Source organism: Hwanghaeella sp. 1Z406 (assembly GCF_048892425.1).
GTDB lineage: Bacteria > Pseudomonadota > Alphaproteobacteria > UBA8366 > Aestuariispiraceae > Pacificispira.
The window spans coordinates 47380-60559 of the sequence record NZ_JBLZHU010000013.1; the positions used below are offsets into that span (position 1 = coordinate 47380).

At 56.2% G+C, this 13180-nt stretch carries 12 protein-coding genes; 9 read left to right on the top strand and 3 right to left on the bottom strand.

All coding sequences use genetic code 11. The annotated features are described in order from the left end of the window. Positions 1-12: 12 nt before the first annotated feature. The 7 genes from cmk (at position 13) to ACOSDR_RS19430 (ending at position 6718) form a co-directional block, all read left to right on the top strand. Positions 13-693, top strand: coding sequence for a (d)CMP kinase (gene cmk / locus ACOSDR_RS19400; RefSeq protein WP_420723450.1), 681 nt, complete (start codon positions 13-15; stop codon positions 691-693). A 160-nt stretch (positions 694-853) separates the two neighbouring features. Continuing rightward, positions 854-2542: a 30S ribosomal protein S1 gene (gene rpsA, locus ACOSDR_RS19405; RefSeq protein WP_420723451.1), complete on the top strand. Its 1689-nt coding sequence runs from the start codon at positions 854-856 to the stop codon at positions 2540-2542. 370 nt (positions 2543-2912) lie between these two features. Further along, entirely contained in the window at positions 2913-3191 is a 279-nt protein-coding gene (ihfB, locus tag ACOSDR_RS19410; RefSeq protein WP_420723452.1) for an integration host factor subunit beta, read from the top strand. A 107-nt stretch (positions 3192-3298) separates the two neighbouring features. Next, on the top strand, positions 3299-3670 hold the full coding sequence (locus ACOSDR_RS19415) for a lipopolysaccharide assembly protein LapA domain-containing protein (RefSeq protein ID WP_420723453.1): 372 nt from the start codon (positions 3299-3301) through the stop codon (positions 3668-3670). Between the two features lie 167 nt (positions 3671-3837). Continuing rightward, positions 3838-4461 carry a cob(I)yrinic acid a,c-diamide adenosyltransferase gene (gene cobO, locus ACOSDR_RS19420; protein WP_420723454.1) on the top strand — a complete coding sequence of 208 codons (624 nt, stop codon included), beginning with the start codon at positions 3838-3840 and terminating at the stop codon, positions 4459-4461. Between the two features lie 45 nt (positions 4462-4506). Continuing rightward, positions 4507-5208 carry a lipid-binding SYLF domain-containing protein gene (locus ACOSDR_RS19425; protein ID WP_420723455.1) on the top strand — a complete coding sequence of 234 codons (702 nt, stop codon included), beginning with the start codon at positions 4507-4509 and terminating at the stop codon, positions 5206-5208. Positions 5209-5221: 13 nt separating this feature from the next. Beyond that, a complete protein-coding gene (locus ACOSDR_RS19430) occupies positions 5222-6718 on the top strand; it encodes a cobyric acid synthase (RefSeq protein ID WP_420723456.1) in 1497 nt (498 codons plus the stop codon). A 35-nt stretch (positions 6719-6753) separates the two neighbouring features. Here the strand turns inward: ACOSDR_RS19430 and ACOSDR_RS19435 are convergent, their stop codons facing one another. From ACOSDR_RS19435 to ACOSDR_RS19445, 3 genes are all read right to left on the bottom strand, one after another. Then, positions 6754-7842: a Fic family protein gene (locus ACOSDR_RS19435; RefSeq protein ID WP_420732305.1), complete on the bottom strand. Its 1089-nt coding sequence runs from the start codon at positions 7840-7842 to the stop codon at positions 6754-6756. An 88-nt stretch (positions 7843-7930) separates the two neighbouring features. Then, entirely contained in the window at positions 7931-9484 is a 1554-nt protein-coding gene (betC, locus tag ACOSDR_RS19440; protein ID WP_420732306.1) for a choline-sulfatase, read from the bottom strand. Positions 9485-9556: 72 nt separating this feature from the next. Then, the gene (locus tag ACOSDR_RS19445; protein ID WP_420732307.1) at positions 9557-10783 is read right to left on the bottom strand and encodes an MFS transporter; all 1227 of its coding nucleotides are present in this window, start codon (positions 10781-10783) and stop codon (positions 9557-9559) included. Between the two features lie 342 nt (positions 10784-11125). On the opposite strand from ACOSDR_RS19445, the gene ACOSDR_RS19450 reads away from it, so the two are divergent. Together ACOSDR_RS19450 and ACOSDR_RS19455 are read left to right on the top strand one after the other, a co-directional pair. Further along, a complete protein-coding gene (locus ACOSDR_RS19450) occupies positions 11126-11638 on the top strand; it encodes a hypothetical protein (RefSeq protein ID WP_420723460.1) in 513 nt (170 codons plus the stop codon). Between the two features lie 102 nt (positions 11639-11740). Further along, complete coding sequence (locus ACOSDR_RS19455) at positions 11741-12955, top strand: argininosuccinate synthase (RefSeq protein WP_420732308.1); 1215 nt, start codon at positions 11741-11743, stop codon at positions 12953-12955. The last annotated feature ends 225 nt before the right edge of the window (positions 12956-13180 follow it).

The following is a 13180-nucleotide window of genomic DNA, read 5'->3' on the forward strand; positions in this document are numbered from 1 at the left end:
GAGTTTCCAGATATGTCATCCAATGCGCCCATTATTATCGCCGTTGACGGCCCGGCCGCCAGCGGCAAGGGGACTGTGGCGCGTAAACTGGCGACAGAATTTGATTTCGCCTATCTGGATACGGGCAAGCTGTATCGTGCGGTGGGTTTGGCGGTGGTGCGGTCTGGTGGCGACCCGGAAGATGAGGATGCGGCCACTGATGCCGCCCGCGCTTTGGACCTGCAAACCCTGGATGACCCGGAGCTACTGGGCGATGATGCGGCCTCTGCGGCATCCAAAGTTGCCGCTATTGACGGAGTGCGGTCGGCCTTGTTGGAGTTTCAAAGAAACTTCGCAGCCTCGCCACCGGATGGCAAATTGGGGGCGATTTTGGACGGGCGGGACATTGGCACAGTGATCTGTCCGGACGCGCTGGTGAAGCTGTTTGTAACCGCCAGTGTGGATATTCGTGCACAAAGACGACACAAAGAGTTGCTCAATCGGGGTACGCCCAGTATATACCCGCGCGTTCTGGATGAATTGAAGGCCAGGGACGCGCGCGATATGAATCGTGCGACGGCCCCTTTGAAAGCGGCAGAGGATGCTGTGGTGCTGGATACCACGGAACTGGATGTCGATCGGTCTTTTGCTCAGGCTCTCCGCTTGATCGGGGGACCGGTAAGAGAGGCCCTTGAAGATGCAGACGGTGCCTAGGGCGCGGATCTGCGACTGAGCAGACCATAAGGTTAGGTTTGTTATGATGGCGGCACGATAAGCCTCAAGCGTGCAGCCATCCCCATTCATTTTGAGGTGAGACCGCCGGATACAACCGGATGGCCGGAAATGAAACAAGACTGAAAGGAACATCACAACCATGGCAAATGAAAGTTTTGCCCAGCTTCTGGAAGAATCCCTCGGCGAAAACGAGTCGCTTGAAGGGACTGTAGTAAAAGGGATCGTCATTTCTATCGACAATGACATGGTCCTGATTGATGTCGGCCTGAAGGCCGAAGGCCGCGTCGCGCTGAAGGAATTCGGCAGCCCCGGCCAGCCCGCTGATTTGAAAAAGGGCGATGAAGTCGAAGTTTTCGTAGAACGCATGGAAGACAAGAACGGCGAAGCGATGCTGAGCCGCGAAAAGGCCAAGCGCGAAGAAAGCTGGATCAAGCTGGAAGAGCAGTTCAACAAGCAGGAACGCGTCAATGGCGTGATCTTCGGACGCGTGAAGGGGGGCTTTACGGTCGACCTGAACGGGGCTGTTGCCTTCCTGCCGGGCAGCCAGGTCGATATCCGCCCCGTGCGCGATATCACCCCGCTGATGAACACACCTCAGCCTTTCCAGATCCTGAAAATGGACCGCAGCCGTGGCAATATCGTCGTCTCGCGCCGCGCCGTGCTGGAAGAAACCCGTGCTGAACAGCGCGCTGAACTGGTCGAAAACCTGAAAGAAGGTCAAGTCCTGGAAGGCGTTGTCAAGAACATCACCGATTACGGCGCATTCGTCGATCTGGGTGGTGTGGACGGCTTGCTGCACGTAACGGATATCTCATGGCGTCGCATCAACCATCCCTCGGAAGAGCTGACAATCGGTCAAACGGTCAATGTACAGGTTATCCGCTTCAACTCGGAAACCCAGCGCATTTCGCTTGGCATGAAACAGCTGCTGTCTGATCCATGGGAAGGCGTTGACGCTAAATACCCGGTCGGCACCAAGTTCTCGGGCCGCGTCACCAACATCACCGACTACGGCGCATTCGTTGAGCTGGAAGCCGGGATCGAAGGTCTGGTACACGTGTCCGAAATGTCCTGGACCAAGAAGAACGTTCACCCCGGCAAGATCGTATCCACCTCTCAGGAAGTGGATGTCATGGTCTTGGATGTGGACCCGAACAAGCGGCGCATCTCCCTTGGCATCAAACAGTGCCAGGAAAACCCATGGGATACCTTCACGGAGAAATATCCGGTGGGCGCCGAAATCGAAGGCGAGATCAAGAACATCACCGAATTTGGTATGTTCGTTGGCTTGACCGAAGAAATCGACGGCATGGTTCATATGTCCGACATCGACTGGCACAATGCGCCGGAAGAAGCGCTTGCGGCCTATACCAAGGGCGACATGGTCAAGGCCAAGGTCCTGGATGTGGATGTTGAGAAAGAACGCGTTTCTCTTGGCATCAAACAGCTGGAAAATGATCCGTTCGAAGAAGCCATGGATGGCCTGCGCAAGGGTGAAGTTGTCACCTGCACGGTCACCAAGGTTCTGGACAATGGCATCGAAGTGACGGTGAAAGACAATGTTCCAGGCTTTATCCGCAAGGCGGAATTGAGCCGGGATCGGTCCGAACAGCGTCCTGACCGTTTCGCCGAAGGTGAAAAGGTTGATGCCAAGATCACGGCCATCGACAAGACCACCCATAAGCTGACCCTGTCGATCAAGGCGCATGAAACCGCAGAAGAAAAAGAAGCCATGGCGGCTTATGGTTCTTCTGACTCCGGTGCGTCCCTGGGCGATATCCTGGGTGCGGCCTTGAAGAAGCAGAAAGAACAGTCGGGCGACGAGTAAGTCCCCTACTGAACTAAAAGACGAATGATCGGGCCGGTTTTCTATCAGGAAGACCGGCCCGTATCTTTGTGTCGACCCATCCAGATTGAAGAATCAGGTCTTCGCATTTTCCTGAAATATTCAATAAATAGAGCGATATCGGGCGTTTGTCCTTGACTGCAAATCAGGGCTTTGGCACGCTCTTTACCGGTTTGGTGGTTGGATAGTTTTTTAAATTAGAAAAATTGAGTAATGGGGCGATATCATCACGGCTGAGACAGCAAGAGCGCCTGTTTTGACGCGCTGACTGAAATGCCGCGATATCGATAGGACAAAAATTGGCGCAGGAAGAGGATCATCCGATGCGCCCCAAACAGGTGGGAGTAACTATATGACACGGTCCGATTTAATCGCCCGTATCGCTCAGCGTCGGGGATTGTTTCAACGGGATGTGGAACGGGTTGTGTCGACCGTATTCGACGAGGTGACGCAGGCTCTGGCCCAGGGTGACCGGGTTGAATTGCGCGGATTTGGCGCTTTTTCCGTAAAGGCGCGTGACTCTCGCACCGGTCGCAATCCCCGCACGGGAGAGGCTGTTTCCGTCGAGGCGAAGTCGGTGCCTTTCTTTAAGACCGGCAAGCAATTGCGGGAACGCCTGAACGCGGATTGATCCGGCTTTCATTCAATCGATCAGGTCTTTATCGGTCTTAACCCCCGCGAAGTCATGTGACGGCTAGGGCGGGTATCATGGCGAAGGCCGGAGGAACAGATAGGCGAATGCGACAGATTTCAAAGCTGTTTGGTCTAATCATCACCGTGCCAATTCTGCTGGTGGCGATTTCTTTCGCTGTTTCCAATACAGATATCATGACGTTGCGGCTGTGGCCTTTTACCACTGAAGTCACCATGCCCACGGCGTTGGCCTTGTTCATTGTTTTGATTTTCGGATTTCTTATCGGTGCGATCGCGGCCTTTGTTGGCGCGGGTTCCTTGCGCAAACGTCTTCGCAACGCTGAATATCGGCTGCGCCAGATGGAAATGGAACAGGCCCGGATCGCCCGTGAAAAAGAAGCCGCTGCGGCGAAGGCTCAGCAGGAAACAGTTGCCCTGTCACAGCGCAGTTCGACGCCAGCCTTAGCAGCAGAATAGGCGGCCTGCGGCTGTTTATTGGCCCGTTGGGCCATCCTGATCTCAAAATTGCCTCAATTTCAGCCTTAAATCTCCCTGGTCGGATGCTCGAATCGTGCGAAATTCGGCGGGATAGGAAGTTCTGCGCTGATTGGGGCTGCAGATTCAATTTGGGGATACGGACCGGTATGAAAACCGATGGCATGACCGAAGACGAAATCAATCAACGCCACGCCGAAAAGATGGCCAAGAAGAAAGCCGCCCGCGACAAGATGCTGGCGGAAAAGACCATCGAAAAGGGCCTTTTGATGGTCCATACCGGCAAGGGCAAAGGCAAGACCACGGCTGCCATGGGCCTTGCTGCGCGCGTTGTTGGCAATGGTAAAAAGGTCTGTATCGTTCAATTTGTCAAAGGTGTGTGGAACACGGGGGAACGCGAAGTTCTGAAACATTTCCCCGATCTGTGTGTGATGAAGGCGATGGGCGAAGGATTCACCTGGGACACGCAAGATCGCGCCCGTGATATTGCGGCGGCGACGGCGGCCTGGGATTTCGCAAAGGAAGCCATGGCGGACCCCAGTTTCGACATGGTGATCCTGGACGAAATGAACATCGTGTTGCGCTATGATTATCTGGATCTGGCAGAGGTCCTAAACACGCTTCAGGCCCGTCGTGACATGCTGCATGTCGTCATCACCGGTCGCAACGCCAAGGAAGAGTTGATCGAGATTGCAGACCTGGTCACAGAAATGACGCAGATCAAACATCCCTTCCGGTCCGGCGTGAAGGCGCAGATCGGGATTGAATTTTAAGCCGCGTCGCCGTCTGGCGCGCGTTTGCAGGAAAGGATTTAATCCATGCGATCCATAGCACAGTTCATCGGGACGATTGCGCTGTTTCTGGCCGTCAGTCTGACCTCCACACTTCAAGCCCAGGCACGGGTCGAAGATGCCGAACAACTGGTGGTCAAATCAGAATTTACCATCAAGAATATGTGGGATCATCCCGAATTTTCGAAATATGTGCGCCATTATCTGCGCGAATCGAAAGCTGTTGTGGTTATCCCGTCTATGTTGAAGGGTGGTTTTTTGATTGGCGGAGAAGGCGGATCGGGGATTCTGATGGCGCGCGGCGCAAATAATGAATGGAGCTATCCGGCCTTCCTGTCGATTGGGTCTGCCTCTTTCGGGCTGCAATTTGGCGGGCAGTCGTCAGAGATGCTGTTGATCGTGATGACCGGGCGCGGATTGCAAGCCATTCTGGACGATCAGGTTCAGATCGGCGGCGAAATTTCCGGCGCGATTGGTCCCTATGGCAGTGGCGCGGAAGCGTCCACCACCAGCAACATGGATGCGGATGTCATTGCCTATTCCATCTCAAAAGGCGCATTTCTTGGCTTTAATGTTGAAGGAACCGCGCTTGTGCCCCGGGAAACCCTGAACCGCGAATATTATGGACAATCCGTAACGCCCAGTGAAATCGTCTTGAAGGGGGTGGTTGGAAATCCACAGGCGGATCAATTGCGCCAAACCCTGAAGGAATTGATGACCAAACAATAGACAGGGCGGGTTTATGGCGCATGCGCCCCATTGCCCGGCCCTGATGCTTCAGGGCACGGGCTCGGATGTTGGGAAAAGTCTGCTGGTGGCCGGCTTGGCGCGTGCCTATACCCGTCGTGGGTTGCGCGTCGCCCCGTTTAAACCGCAGAATATGTCAAACAATGCCGCCGTCACCCCGGATGGCGGAGAGATCGGGCGCGCACAGGCACTGCAAGCCTTGGCCGCCCGACAGCCCTTGTCTGTGCATATGAATCCAATCCTGCTGAAACCCCAATCAGATTATGGATCGCAAATCATTGTGCAGGGGCATGTGTTTGGCACCGCCAAGGCACGGGATTATTATGGCCTGAAATCCACCTTGCTGCCGAAAGCTTTGGAGAGTTTTGATATCCTGGCCCGGGATGTCGATCTGGTCCTGGTCGAGGGGGCTGGAAGCCCGGCCGAAATCAATCTGCGCGCCGGTGATATCGCCAACATGGGCTTTGCTGAGGCGGCGGATCTGCCGGTAATCCTGGTCGCTGACATTGATCGGGGCGGGGTGATCGCCTCTGTGGTTGGCACCTATATGGTGCTGGAACCCTCTGAACAGGCACGGTTGGGGGGGTATCTGATCAATAAGTTTCGCGGTGATGTTTCCTTATTCGATGATGGGCTGACTGCCATCCAAGGCCGAACTGGATTGCCGTGTTTCGGTGTATTGACCTGGTTTCCTGATGCGCATCTGCTGCCTGCAGAAGATGCTGTGGCGATGGATCGGGGGGCGATGGCAACCCAAGGCAATGGTGCCGCCCCAATTAAGATTGCCGTGCCCAGACTGGGCCGGATTGCGAATTTTGATGATCTGGACCCTTTGCGTGCAGAACCGGATGTTACCCTGGTCGTCGTGTCGCCGGGTCAGGCCCTGCCGGGGGATGCTGACCTGGTGCTGATCCCTGGATCAAAGGCGACAATCGCCGATTTGCAGGATTTTCGGCGCAATGGGTGGGATATCGACCTGTCCGCGCATCTTCGCCGGGGTGGATCGGTTCTGGGCCTGTGCGCCGGCTATCAGATGCTGGGTCAAAGGATCGCGGATCCCGAAGGCATCGAAGGCCCCCCCGGTACAATCGAAGGATTGGGGCATCTGGACGTCGAAACCGTGCTGAAGGGGCCAAAGCGACTGGTTCAGGTGACGGGGGTGGACCTGACGACGGGGGCTGCGATCCGCGGGTATGAAATGCATATGGGCAAGACCGAGGGGCCGGGTTGCGCGGTCCCGATGGTCGAAATCGATGGCAAGCCGGACGGGGCCATTGCCGCATCCGGCCAAATCGCGGGCTGCTATCTGCACGGTATCTTTGCCGATGATACATTCCGCAATGCGTATCTGAACCGGTTCCGCGATGGACGCGTCCAATCCACAGCCTATGATACCGTGGTCGAACGAACCCTGGACGGCCTGGCAGATCACATGGAAACCCATTGTGACCTGGACGCCCTGTTAGCCCTTGCACAAAACCGCGTTGTATAGGTCTGCCTTTGGTTTGAGCGTGTGTTGATCAGGCGTTACGCAGCGGCCTGAATGAACAAGTTGATAAGTCTGGTGTTTACATAATAATTGCTGCGCCCCTGAGTCACTTTTGTCACAAATTCGGCATCGGCCAGCATATCCAAATATTTTGCCGCGGTTTGGCGCGATACGCCAAGATCGTTTTGTATATATTCGATGCGTGTATAGGGGTGTCGAAATAAATTGTTCAGCAAGTCTTGGCTGTAAATCTTGGGCAATTTTTGGCGCAGTGTGTTTTTGTATTCCGCCATCAAATCCCGAATGCCCGTCATGAGCACAAGAGTGGTCTTTGACGTTTCTGCAACAGCCGTCAGGATGTACAGGATCCATCCTTCCCAGTCGCCAGCATCCCGGACTGCCTGCAAGCGGGTATAGTATTCCATCTTGGTTTTGGTGATGTGGCGGCTTAAGTAGAGGATCGGTGTGTCCAGCAATCCCATTTTTGTTAAGTACAGCACATTCAGGATGCGGCCGATCCGGCCATTTCCATCCGGGAAAGGATGTATGCTCTCAAACTGATGATGGATAATCGCCATCCTGATGATCGGGTCCAGTTCCGAAACCGGTGGATCGTTCACATATTGCTCAAGATTCGCCATGCATCGCTGAACGACATCGAACTCTTGAGGTGGAACATACACGACCCTCCCCGTGACCCCCTCTTTCAAAGCGGTGCCAGGTACTCTGCGAAATCCGTCCTCTCTGGATTTCAAGATACGAAACATCGCGATTAAGGTATTGTTGGTTATATTGCCGTGCGATGCGGCAATTTCCTGAAAGCCTACTTTCAACGCCTCACGATATCGCGCGACTTCCTTTGCGGCAGGTGAATCGGGGGAGCCCATAATAGGGTCGGCCTTAAACAGGTCATCCTGAGTCGTGACTATATTTTCAACTTCCGAACTGGCCTTTGCTTCTTGCAAGGTCAGCGTGTCGATCAGAATGCCCTGGTTAGGGATTGAGGCGGCGCGCCCTTTGACTTCAGCAAGATATCGATGTGCCGTCGAAAGCGCTTTCAGAACAGCTTTCGACTCGACATCAATATCCAGGGGAAGTGTGGGTATTTCATAGGATTGTTTTAACATGTTTGCTCGATATGTTAAATAATTCAGAAATTATTAACATATCGATGCTTCCTGTTAAAGAGTTTCCTGTATTCAGTCTTGTCGATCTTTAGCTCCATTTCGGTTTGAACGGAACCGGGCGAGGGGAGCGGCTGGTGATGTCGTGAGACGTTAAGTCCATATGACTGCGGGTATATTCCTGTGTCGCGTCGCGTTTGGGCTGCCAGTCCCAACCGGTATGCTGACCGATGCGCAATGCGGCTGACAGGACGCGGCGGCGGTTCTGGCTGTCCAGCACACGGGCATGGATATCCGCCGGGTCCCAATGGGCCTGTGCCCGGGCGCGAAAGTCGGCCATGCGCGGGGCCTGTTCGGCAGCATCGGCCAGATTGATTTCTTCATTTGGATCAGATGCCAGGTCGAACAATTGATCGGGATCACCGGGACAGCAGATGTATTTCCAGGAGCCATCCCGCAGCATCAGCATCGCCTGACCGGTGCCTTCCGCGGTATATTCTGCCACCGTGGTGTCGCGCTGTGTCGTGCCATCCACAAACTGCAGCAGGCTGGTTCCATCCAATGGATCGATGGCGTCCGGAATGGGCGCGCCGGTGGCTTCATGGGCTAATTGCAGCAGGGTTGGGGTTACGTCCACCTGACTGACCGGATTGGCGATGCTGACACCCTGCCCGGCGCGGCCTGGCACATGCAGCACCATGGGAATACGGCAGGCCCATTCGCGGAAGGTCATCTTGTACCACAGGCCCCGTTCGCCCAGCATATCTCCATGATCGGAAACCAGCAGGATCGCGGTATCGTCCGCCTGACCGGTTTCCACCAGCGCGGCGCCCAGCTTGCCCAGCCAGTCATCGACATAGGATACATTGGCCATATAGGCCCGGCGCGCGCGGCGGATATCAGCATCATCAATATCAACGGCATCCAGTGCAATGGCATGTTCCAGGCGCAGGCTGTGGGGGTCGTTATCAGCAGCATTGGGGCGGGGCGCGTGCGGCATGGGAATATCCGCATCGTCATACAGATCCCAATAGCTGGGGCGCGCCGCATAGGGATCATGGGGATGAATAAAGCTGGCGACATAGCAGAAGGGGCGTTCGTCTTCTGTCCGGGCTGCATCATAAATCGCCCGCAGCGTCGCCGCCCCGACCTCATCATCATAGGCCAATTGATTGGTAATGGAGGCCGGACCTGCCTGCACCACTGACGACATATTATGATACCACAGGTCAATCCGCTTTTCTGGTGAGCGCCAGTCTGGCACCCAGCCGAAATCCGCCGGATACACATCCGTGGTGTGGCGCTCTTCAAAGCCGTGAAGCTGATCTGCCCCCACAAAGTGCATCTTGCCCGCAAGCCCGGTGCGATACCCCATCAGGCGCAGATAATGGGCGAAGGTCGGCACGGTCGACGGCAAATAGGCCGCATTGTCCCATCCCCCAAAGCGGGAAATATACTGGCCCGTCATAAAGGCATAGCGACCAGGTGTGCACAGCGGGCTGTTGCTATAGGCCGCATCGAACCGCACCCCCTGTGCCGCCAGTGCATCCATATGGGGTGTCTTCACCACGGGATTGCCATAACATCCCACCATGAAGGGCGTTAGCTGGTCTGCCATGACGATCAGGATATTGCGGGGGGCCATTGTGATCTCCTGTTGCGAAAGGGTAGTGCTGAGGACCTACCCTGCTTTTATCTTTATCCAGAGTGTTTCATTTCATCGGTCGGCTGAGTGGTCTGGTTGCGTCAATTCTCCGATTCCCTGCGCCCCTACGGCGGCGATTGCTGTGGTTGGGCCAGTTTCCAGCGGCGCGGCGCGGCGACTGGTCCTCAGCCAAGCGATGCCAAAGGTGGTCAGCGCAATCCCAGCCATAAAGATCATGAATCCCGATGCGCCAAACATGCGGATTGCAGCGGGTCCCAGCAGTGCCCCGATCAGGCTGCCGACATTCAACGCCATGACCAGGGTGCCGCTGGCGGGCACAATCTGGTTGGGCTGTAATCGGTCATTGGCATGGGCAACACACAGGGAGTAGATCGGGAATGTCACAGCCGCCATTCCTGCCAGGGCGGCGTAAAGCCAAATCCCCGTTGGCCCTACAGCCAAGAGCGCAAAGAAGCCAGCCCCAATCAGGGAGGCCCCGGCCACCACCAAGCGGCGATCCATCCGGTCTGATAACCAGCCGATGGGAAACTGGCATATCGCCCCGCTGAGTGTGACGATAACCAGCAGAGACGCTGCCTGTCCATCTGACATGCCGCGCGCCAGTCCATAGAGGGGAAGACCGACGAATAAAGCAACCTGGGCCATCCCATTCAGTACTGCGCCGCTGACCGCCATGGGGGATATGCCAATCAGGGTGCGGATCGACAGGCGATCGGGGGCGCTATACTCCGGGGCTTTGACCCGGGTGATCAGCATCGGTACCAGGCAGATCGATACCAGGATTGAAGTGATCGCGAATAGCAAGCCACCCGATGGGTCCGGCAGGCCGACCATTGCCACGCCACTGGCCGATCCCCCTGTCTGGACAATGAAATAGATCGACAGAATGGCGGCGCGGTTCTGATTTTGGGCCCGCGCGTTCAGCCAGCTTTCGGCGATGACATACAGGCCGGTGAAGCAAAACCCCGCCAGAAAGCGCATTGCCGACCAACTGAAAGGGTCCTGGGTCAGCATATGGATCAGGGCGGCTGTGGAACACAGGGAGGCGAGCGCGCCAAAGGTTCGGATATGCCCGACCTGCTCAATCAATCGGGGTACAACGACACAGCCAAACAGAGCCCCTAATGGATAGCAGGCTTGCATTATCCCGATGGTCGTCTGGGAAAATCCCAATTCCGCGCCGCGCAGTGTCAGCAATGTCACCAGCAGCCCGTTGCTGATCATCAACAGCAACAGCCCCAGGAACAATGTCCAACTTTCCTGCAGCGCGCGGACCATATCTTCGTCTCCACAGACCCTCGACCCGGTGATGGATCGGATCGACACCCATCCCGTGCCGGTATCACGCCGATGACCGGGCGGCAATCCAGATCAATGAAATGCGAAAATGAAGATAAATAGTATTTGCGAATGATTCGCATTTGCGGTAACGATGAGGGGTCCTATTTTTGAACGGAGAGGTTATATGCTTGCCCCGCTGAACAGAGTTCTTCATTGCAAATCCATCGCCGTGTCTGCCGAGCGGCTGGAGCGTTTCTTTGGCAGTCTTATGATACTACGCGGTCGCCGCCTGCATCGTGGAACCAAGCCCCTGCATCGTTCATGTTTGGAGGTGCTGGCATGTTGATCCGTATGGCGGGGCCCAGCCCTGTAGAAGCCCTGAACACCGCTTTGGAACTGGATAATCTTTGGTTTGGGGAGCGTTTTGCGGTTTGGACGATGCGCATGTGGTTTGCGACCTTGTCGCCAGACGGCAGCCATCGTCCGCTTCTGGACCAGGCCTATCGCACGGTGGGCGCAACAGAGGCCATGCCCAGCATTGATGGCGCACTGTGGGTTTTTAAGGTCGGCGCCAGGCGGCCGGTGGAAATCTCCGCCCCCTGCAAGCGCGCCCTGACCTGTGACGAGAAACGTGCGCTGCATCTTCTGGCCTGTCATCAACAGGGCATTGCCATAGCCGCCCAGCCGGTGGCGGAGGCGTTGTTTCCCCCCTCGGCAGCTAGGGCCAGTCACCGCCCGCTCAGCCTATGGGCGGATATTCTGGAGCGCGCGGGGCTAGACCTGCCGATGCGGGATTGGGACTTACCGGAGTTGCGCCGACCGGAAGGAGTCAGCCGCCACAGTCTTCACTGAGACAAGGTCTTAGCGCTCAGCTTGCCAACCGTCTGTGTGGCGATTAGAACCCCTGTGCGGGTCCTTGTGGACCTACTGGACAAATCGGTGCGCGAGGCTGGCATGAAAAAAGACGTTAATAAGGTCGTATTGGCATATTCCGGTGGCTTGGATACCTCGGTCATCCTGCGCTGGCTGCAAGACACCTATGGCTGTGAGGTTGTGACCTTCACCGCCGATTTGGGGCAAGGTGAAGAACTGGAGCCGGCCCGCAAGAAAGCCGAGATGATGGGGATCAAGGAGATCTTCATCGAAGACCTGCGCAAAGAATTTGTGCGCGACTATGTCTTCCCCATGTTTCGCGCCAATGCTCAGTATGAAGGCACGTATCTGCTGGGCACCTCCATCGCGCGCCCGCTGATTTCCAAGCGCCAAATTGAAATTGCCAAGATGGTGGGTGCCGATGCGGTTGCCCATGGCGCGACCGGCAAAGGCAATGACCAGATCCGCTTTGAACTCAGCTATTACGCGCTGAAGCCGGACATCAAGATCATCGCCCCCTGGCGCGAATGGGATTTGAATTCCCGCACAAAACTGATCGCCTATGCCGAACAGCATCAGATTCCGGTTTCCAAGGACAAGCGCGGCGAAGCGCCCTTCTCCCAGGACGCCAATCTGCTGCACATTTCCTCCGAAGGGAAAATCCTGGAAGATCCGGCTGTTGCCGCCGATATGGACCTGATCCTGTCGCGCATGGTGTCGCCCCAGAATGCACCGGACAAGGCCGAAGAGATCACGATTGATTTTGAAGCGGGCGATCCGGTCGCAATCAATGGGGAGAAGATGAGCCCGGCCACCCTGCTGACCAAGCTGAATGAAATGGGTGGGCGCAATGGGATCGGCTGTTTGGATATCGTGGAAAACCGTTTCATCGGCATGAAGTCTCGCGGTGTTTACGAAACCCCAGGCGGCACGATCCTGTTCCAGATGCGCCGCGCCATTGAAAGCCTGACGCTGGATCGCGGTGCGATGCATCTGAAGGACGAGTTGATGCCGCGCTATGCGGAACTGGTCTATAACGGATTCTGGTTCTCCCCAGAACGCGAAATGCTGCAAGCCGCCATTGATCATTGCAGCAGCGTCGTCACCGGTCAGGTCACCGCCAATCTGTATAAGGGCAACGTCCTGATCACCGGCCGCAGCGCGCCCAAGAGCCTGTATGACGCCGATATCGTGACCTTCGAAGAAGACACCGTCTACGACCAGCGCGACGCCGAAGGCTTCATCAAGCTAAACGCCCTGCGCCTGCGCCTGCGGGGTCGATTGCTGGGACGGTAGAGCCCTTCTTTCGAAGACAACGTCCAGCTTTTTGGTTCTGTCTTTTCCCTCCCCCTCGAGGGGGGAGGATGGGTCTTTTACTCCCTCCCCCTTGAGGGGGGAGGGTCGGGGTGGGGGTGACAAGGCCGCAAGGCCTTCGCCTGCAGTAGGGTTGATTGCGGAGGAGAGAGCACCCCCCCCCCCCCCCCCCCCCCCCCCCGGGGGGGGGGGGCAAAATGGGGGGGC

What these genes read in the sequence shown, in the direction of transcription:
- cmk (WP_420723450.1), top strand. Translation starts at nt 13, where the DNA reads ATGTCATCCAATGCGCCCATTATTATCGCCGTTGACGGCCCGGCCGCC.
- rpsA (WP_420723451.1), top strand. Translation starts at nt 854, where the DNA reads ATGGCAAATGAAAGTTTTGCCCAGCTTCTGGAAGAATCCCTCGGCGAA.
- ihfB (WP_420723452.1), top strand. Translation starts at nt 2,913, where the DNA reads ATGACACGGTCCGATTTAATCGCCCGTATCGCTCAGCGTCGGGGATTG.
- ACOSDR_RS19415 (WP_420723453.1), top strand. Translation starts at nt 3,299, where the DNA reads ATGCGACAGATTTCAAAGCTGTTTGGTCTAATCATCACCGTGCCAATT.
- cobO (WP_420723454.1), top strand. Translation starts at nt 3,838, where the DNA reads ATGAAAACCGATGGCATGACCGAAGACGAAATCAATCAACGCCACGCC.
- ACOSDR_RS19425 (WP_420723455.1), top strand. Translation starts at nt 4,507, where the DNA reads ATGCGATCCATAGCACAGTTCATCGGGACGATTGCGCTGTTTCTGGCC.
- ACOSDR_RS19430 (WP_420723456.1), top strand. Translation starts at nt 5,222, where the DNA reads ATGGCGCATGCGCCCCATTGCCCGGCCCTGATGCTTCAGGGCACGGGC.
- ACOSDR_RS19435 (WP_420732305.1), bottom strand. Translation starts at nt 7,842, where the DNA reads ATGTTAAAACAATCCTATGAAATACCCACACTTCCCCTGGATATTGAT.
- betC (WP_420732306.1), bottom strand. Translation starts at nt 9,484, where the DNA reads ATGGCCCCCCGCAATATCCTGATCGTCATGGCAGACCAGCTAACGCCC.
- ACOSDR_RS19445 (WP_420732307.1), bottom strand. Translation starts at nt 10,783, where the DNA reads ATGGTCCGCGCGCTGCAGGAAAGTTGGACATTGTTCCTGGGGCTGTTG.
- ACOSDR_RS19450 (WP_420723460.1), top strand. Translation starts at nt 11,126, where the DNA reads ATGTTGATCCGTATGGCGGGGCCCAGCCCTGTAGAAGCCCTGAACACC.
- ACOSDR_RS19455 (WP_420732308.1), top strand. Translation starts at nt 11,741, where the DNA reads ATGAAAAAAGACGTTAATAAGGTCGTATTGGCATATTCCGGTGGCTTG.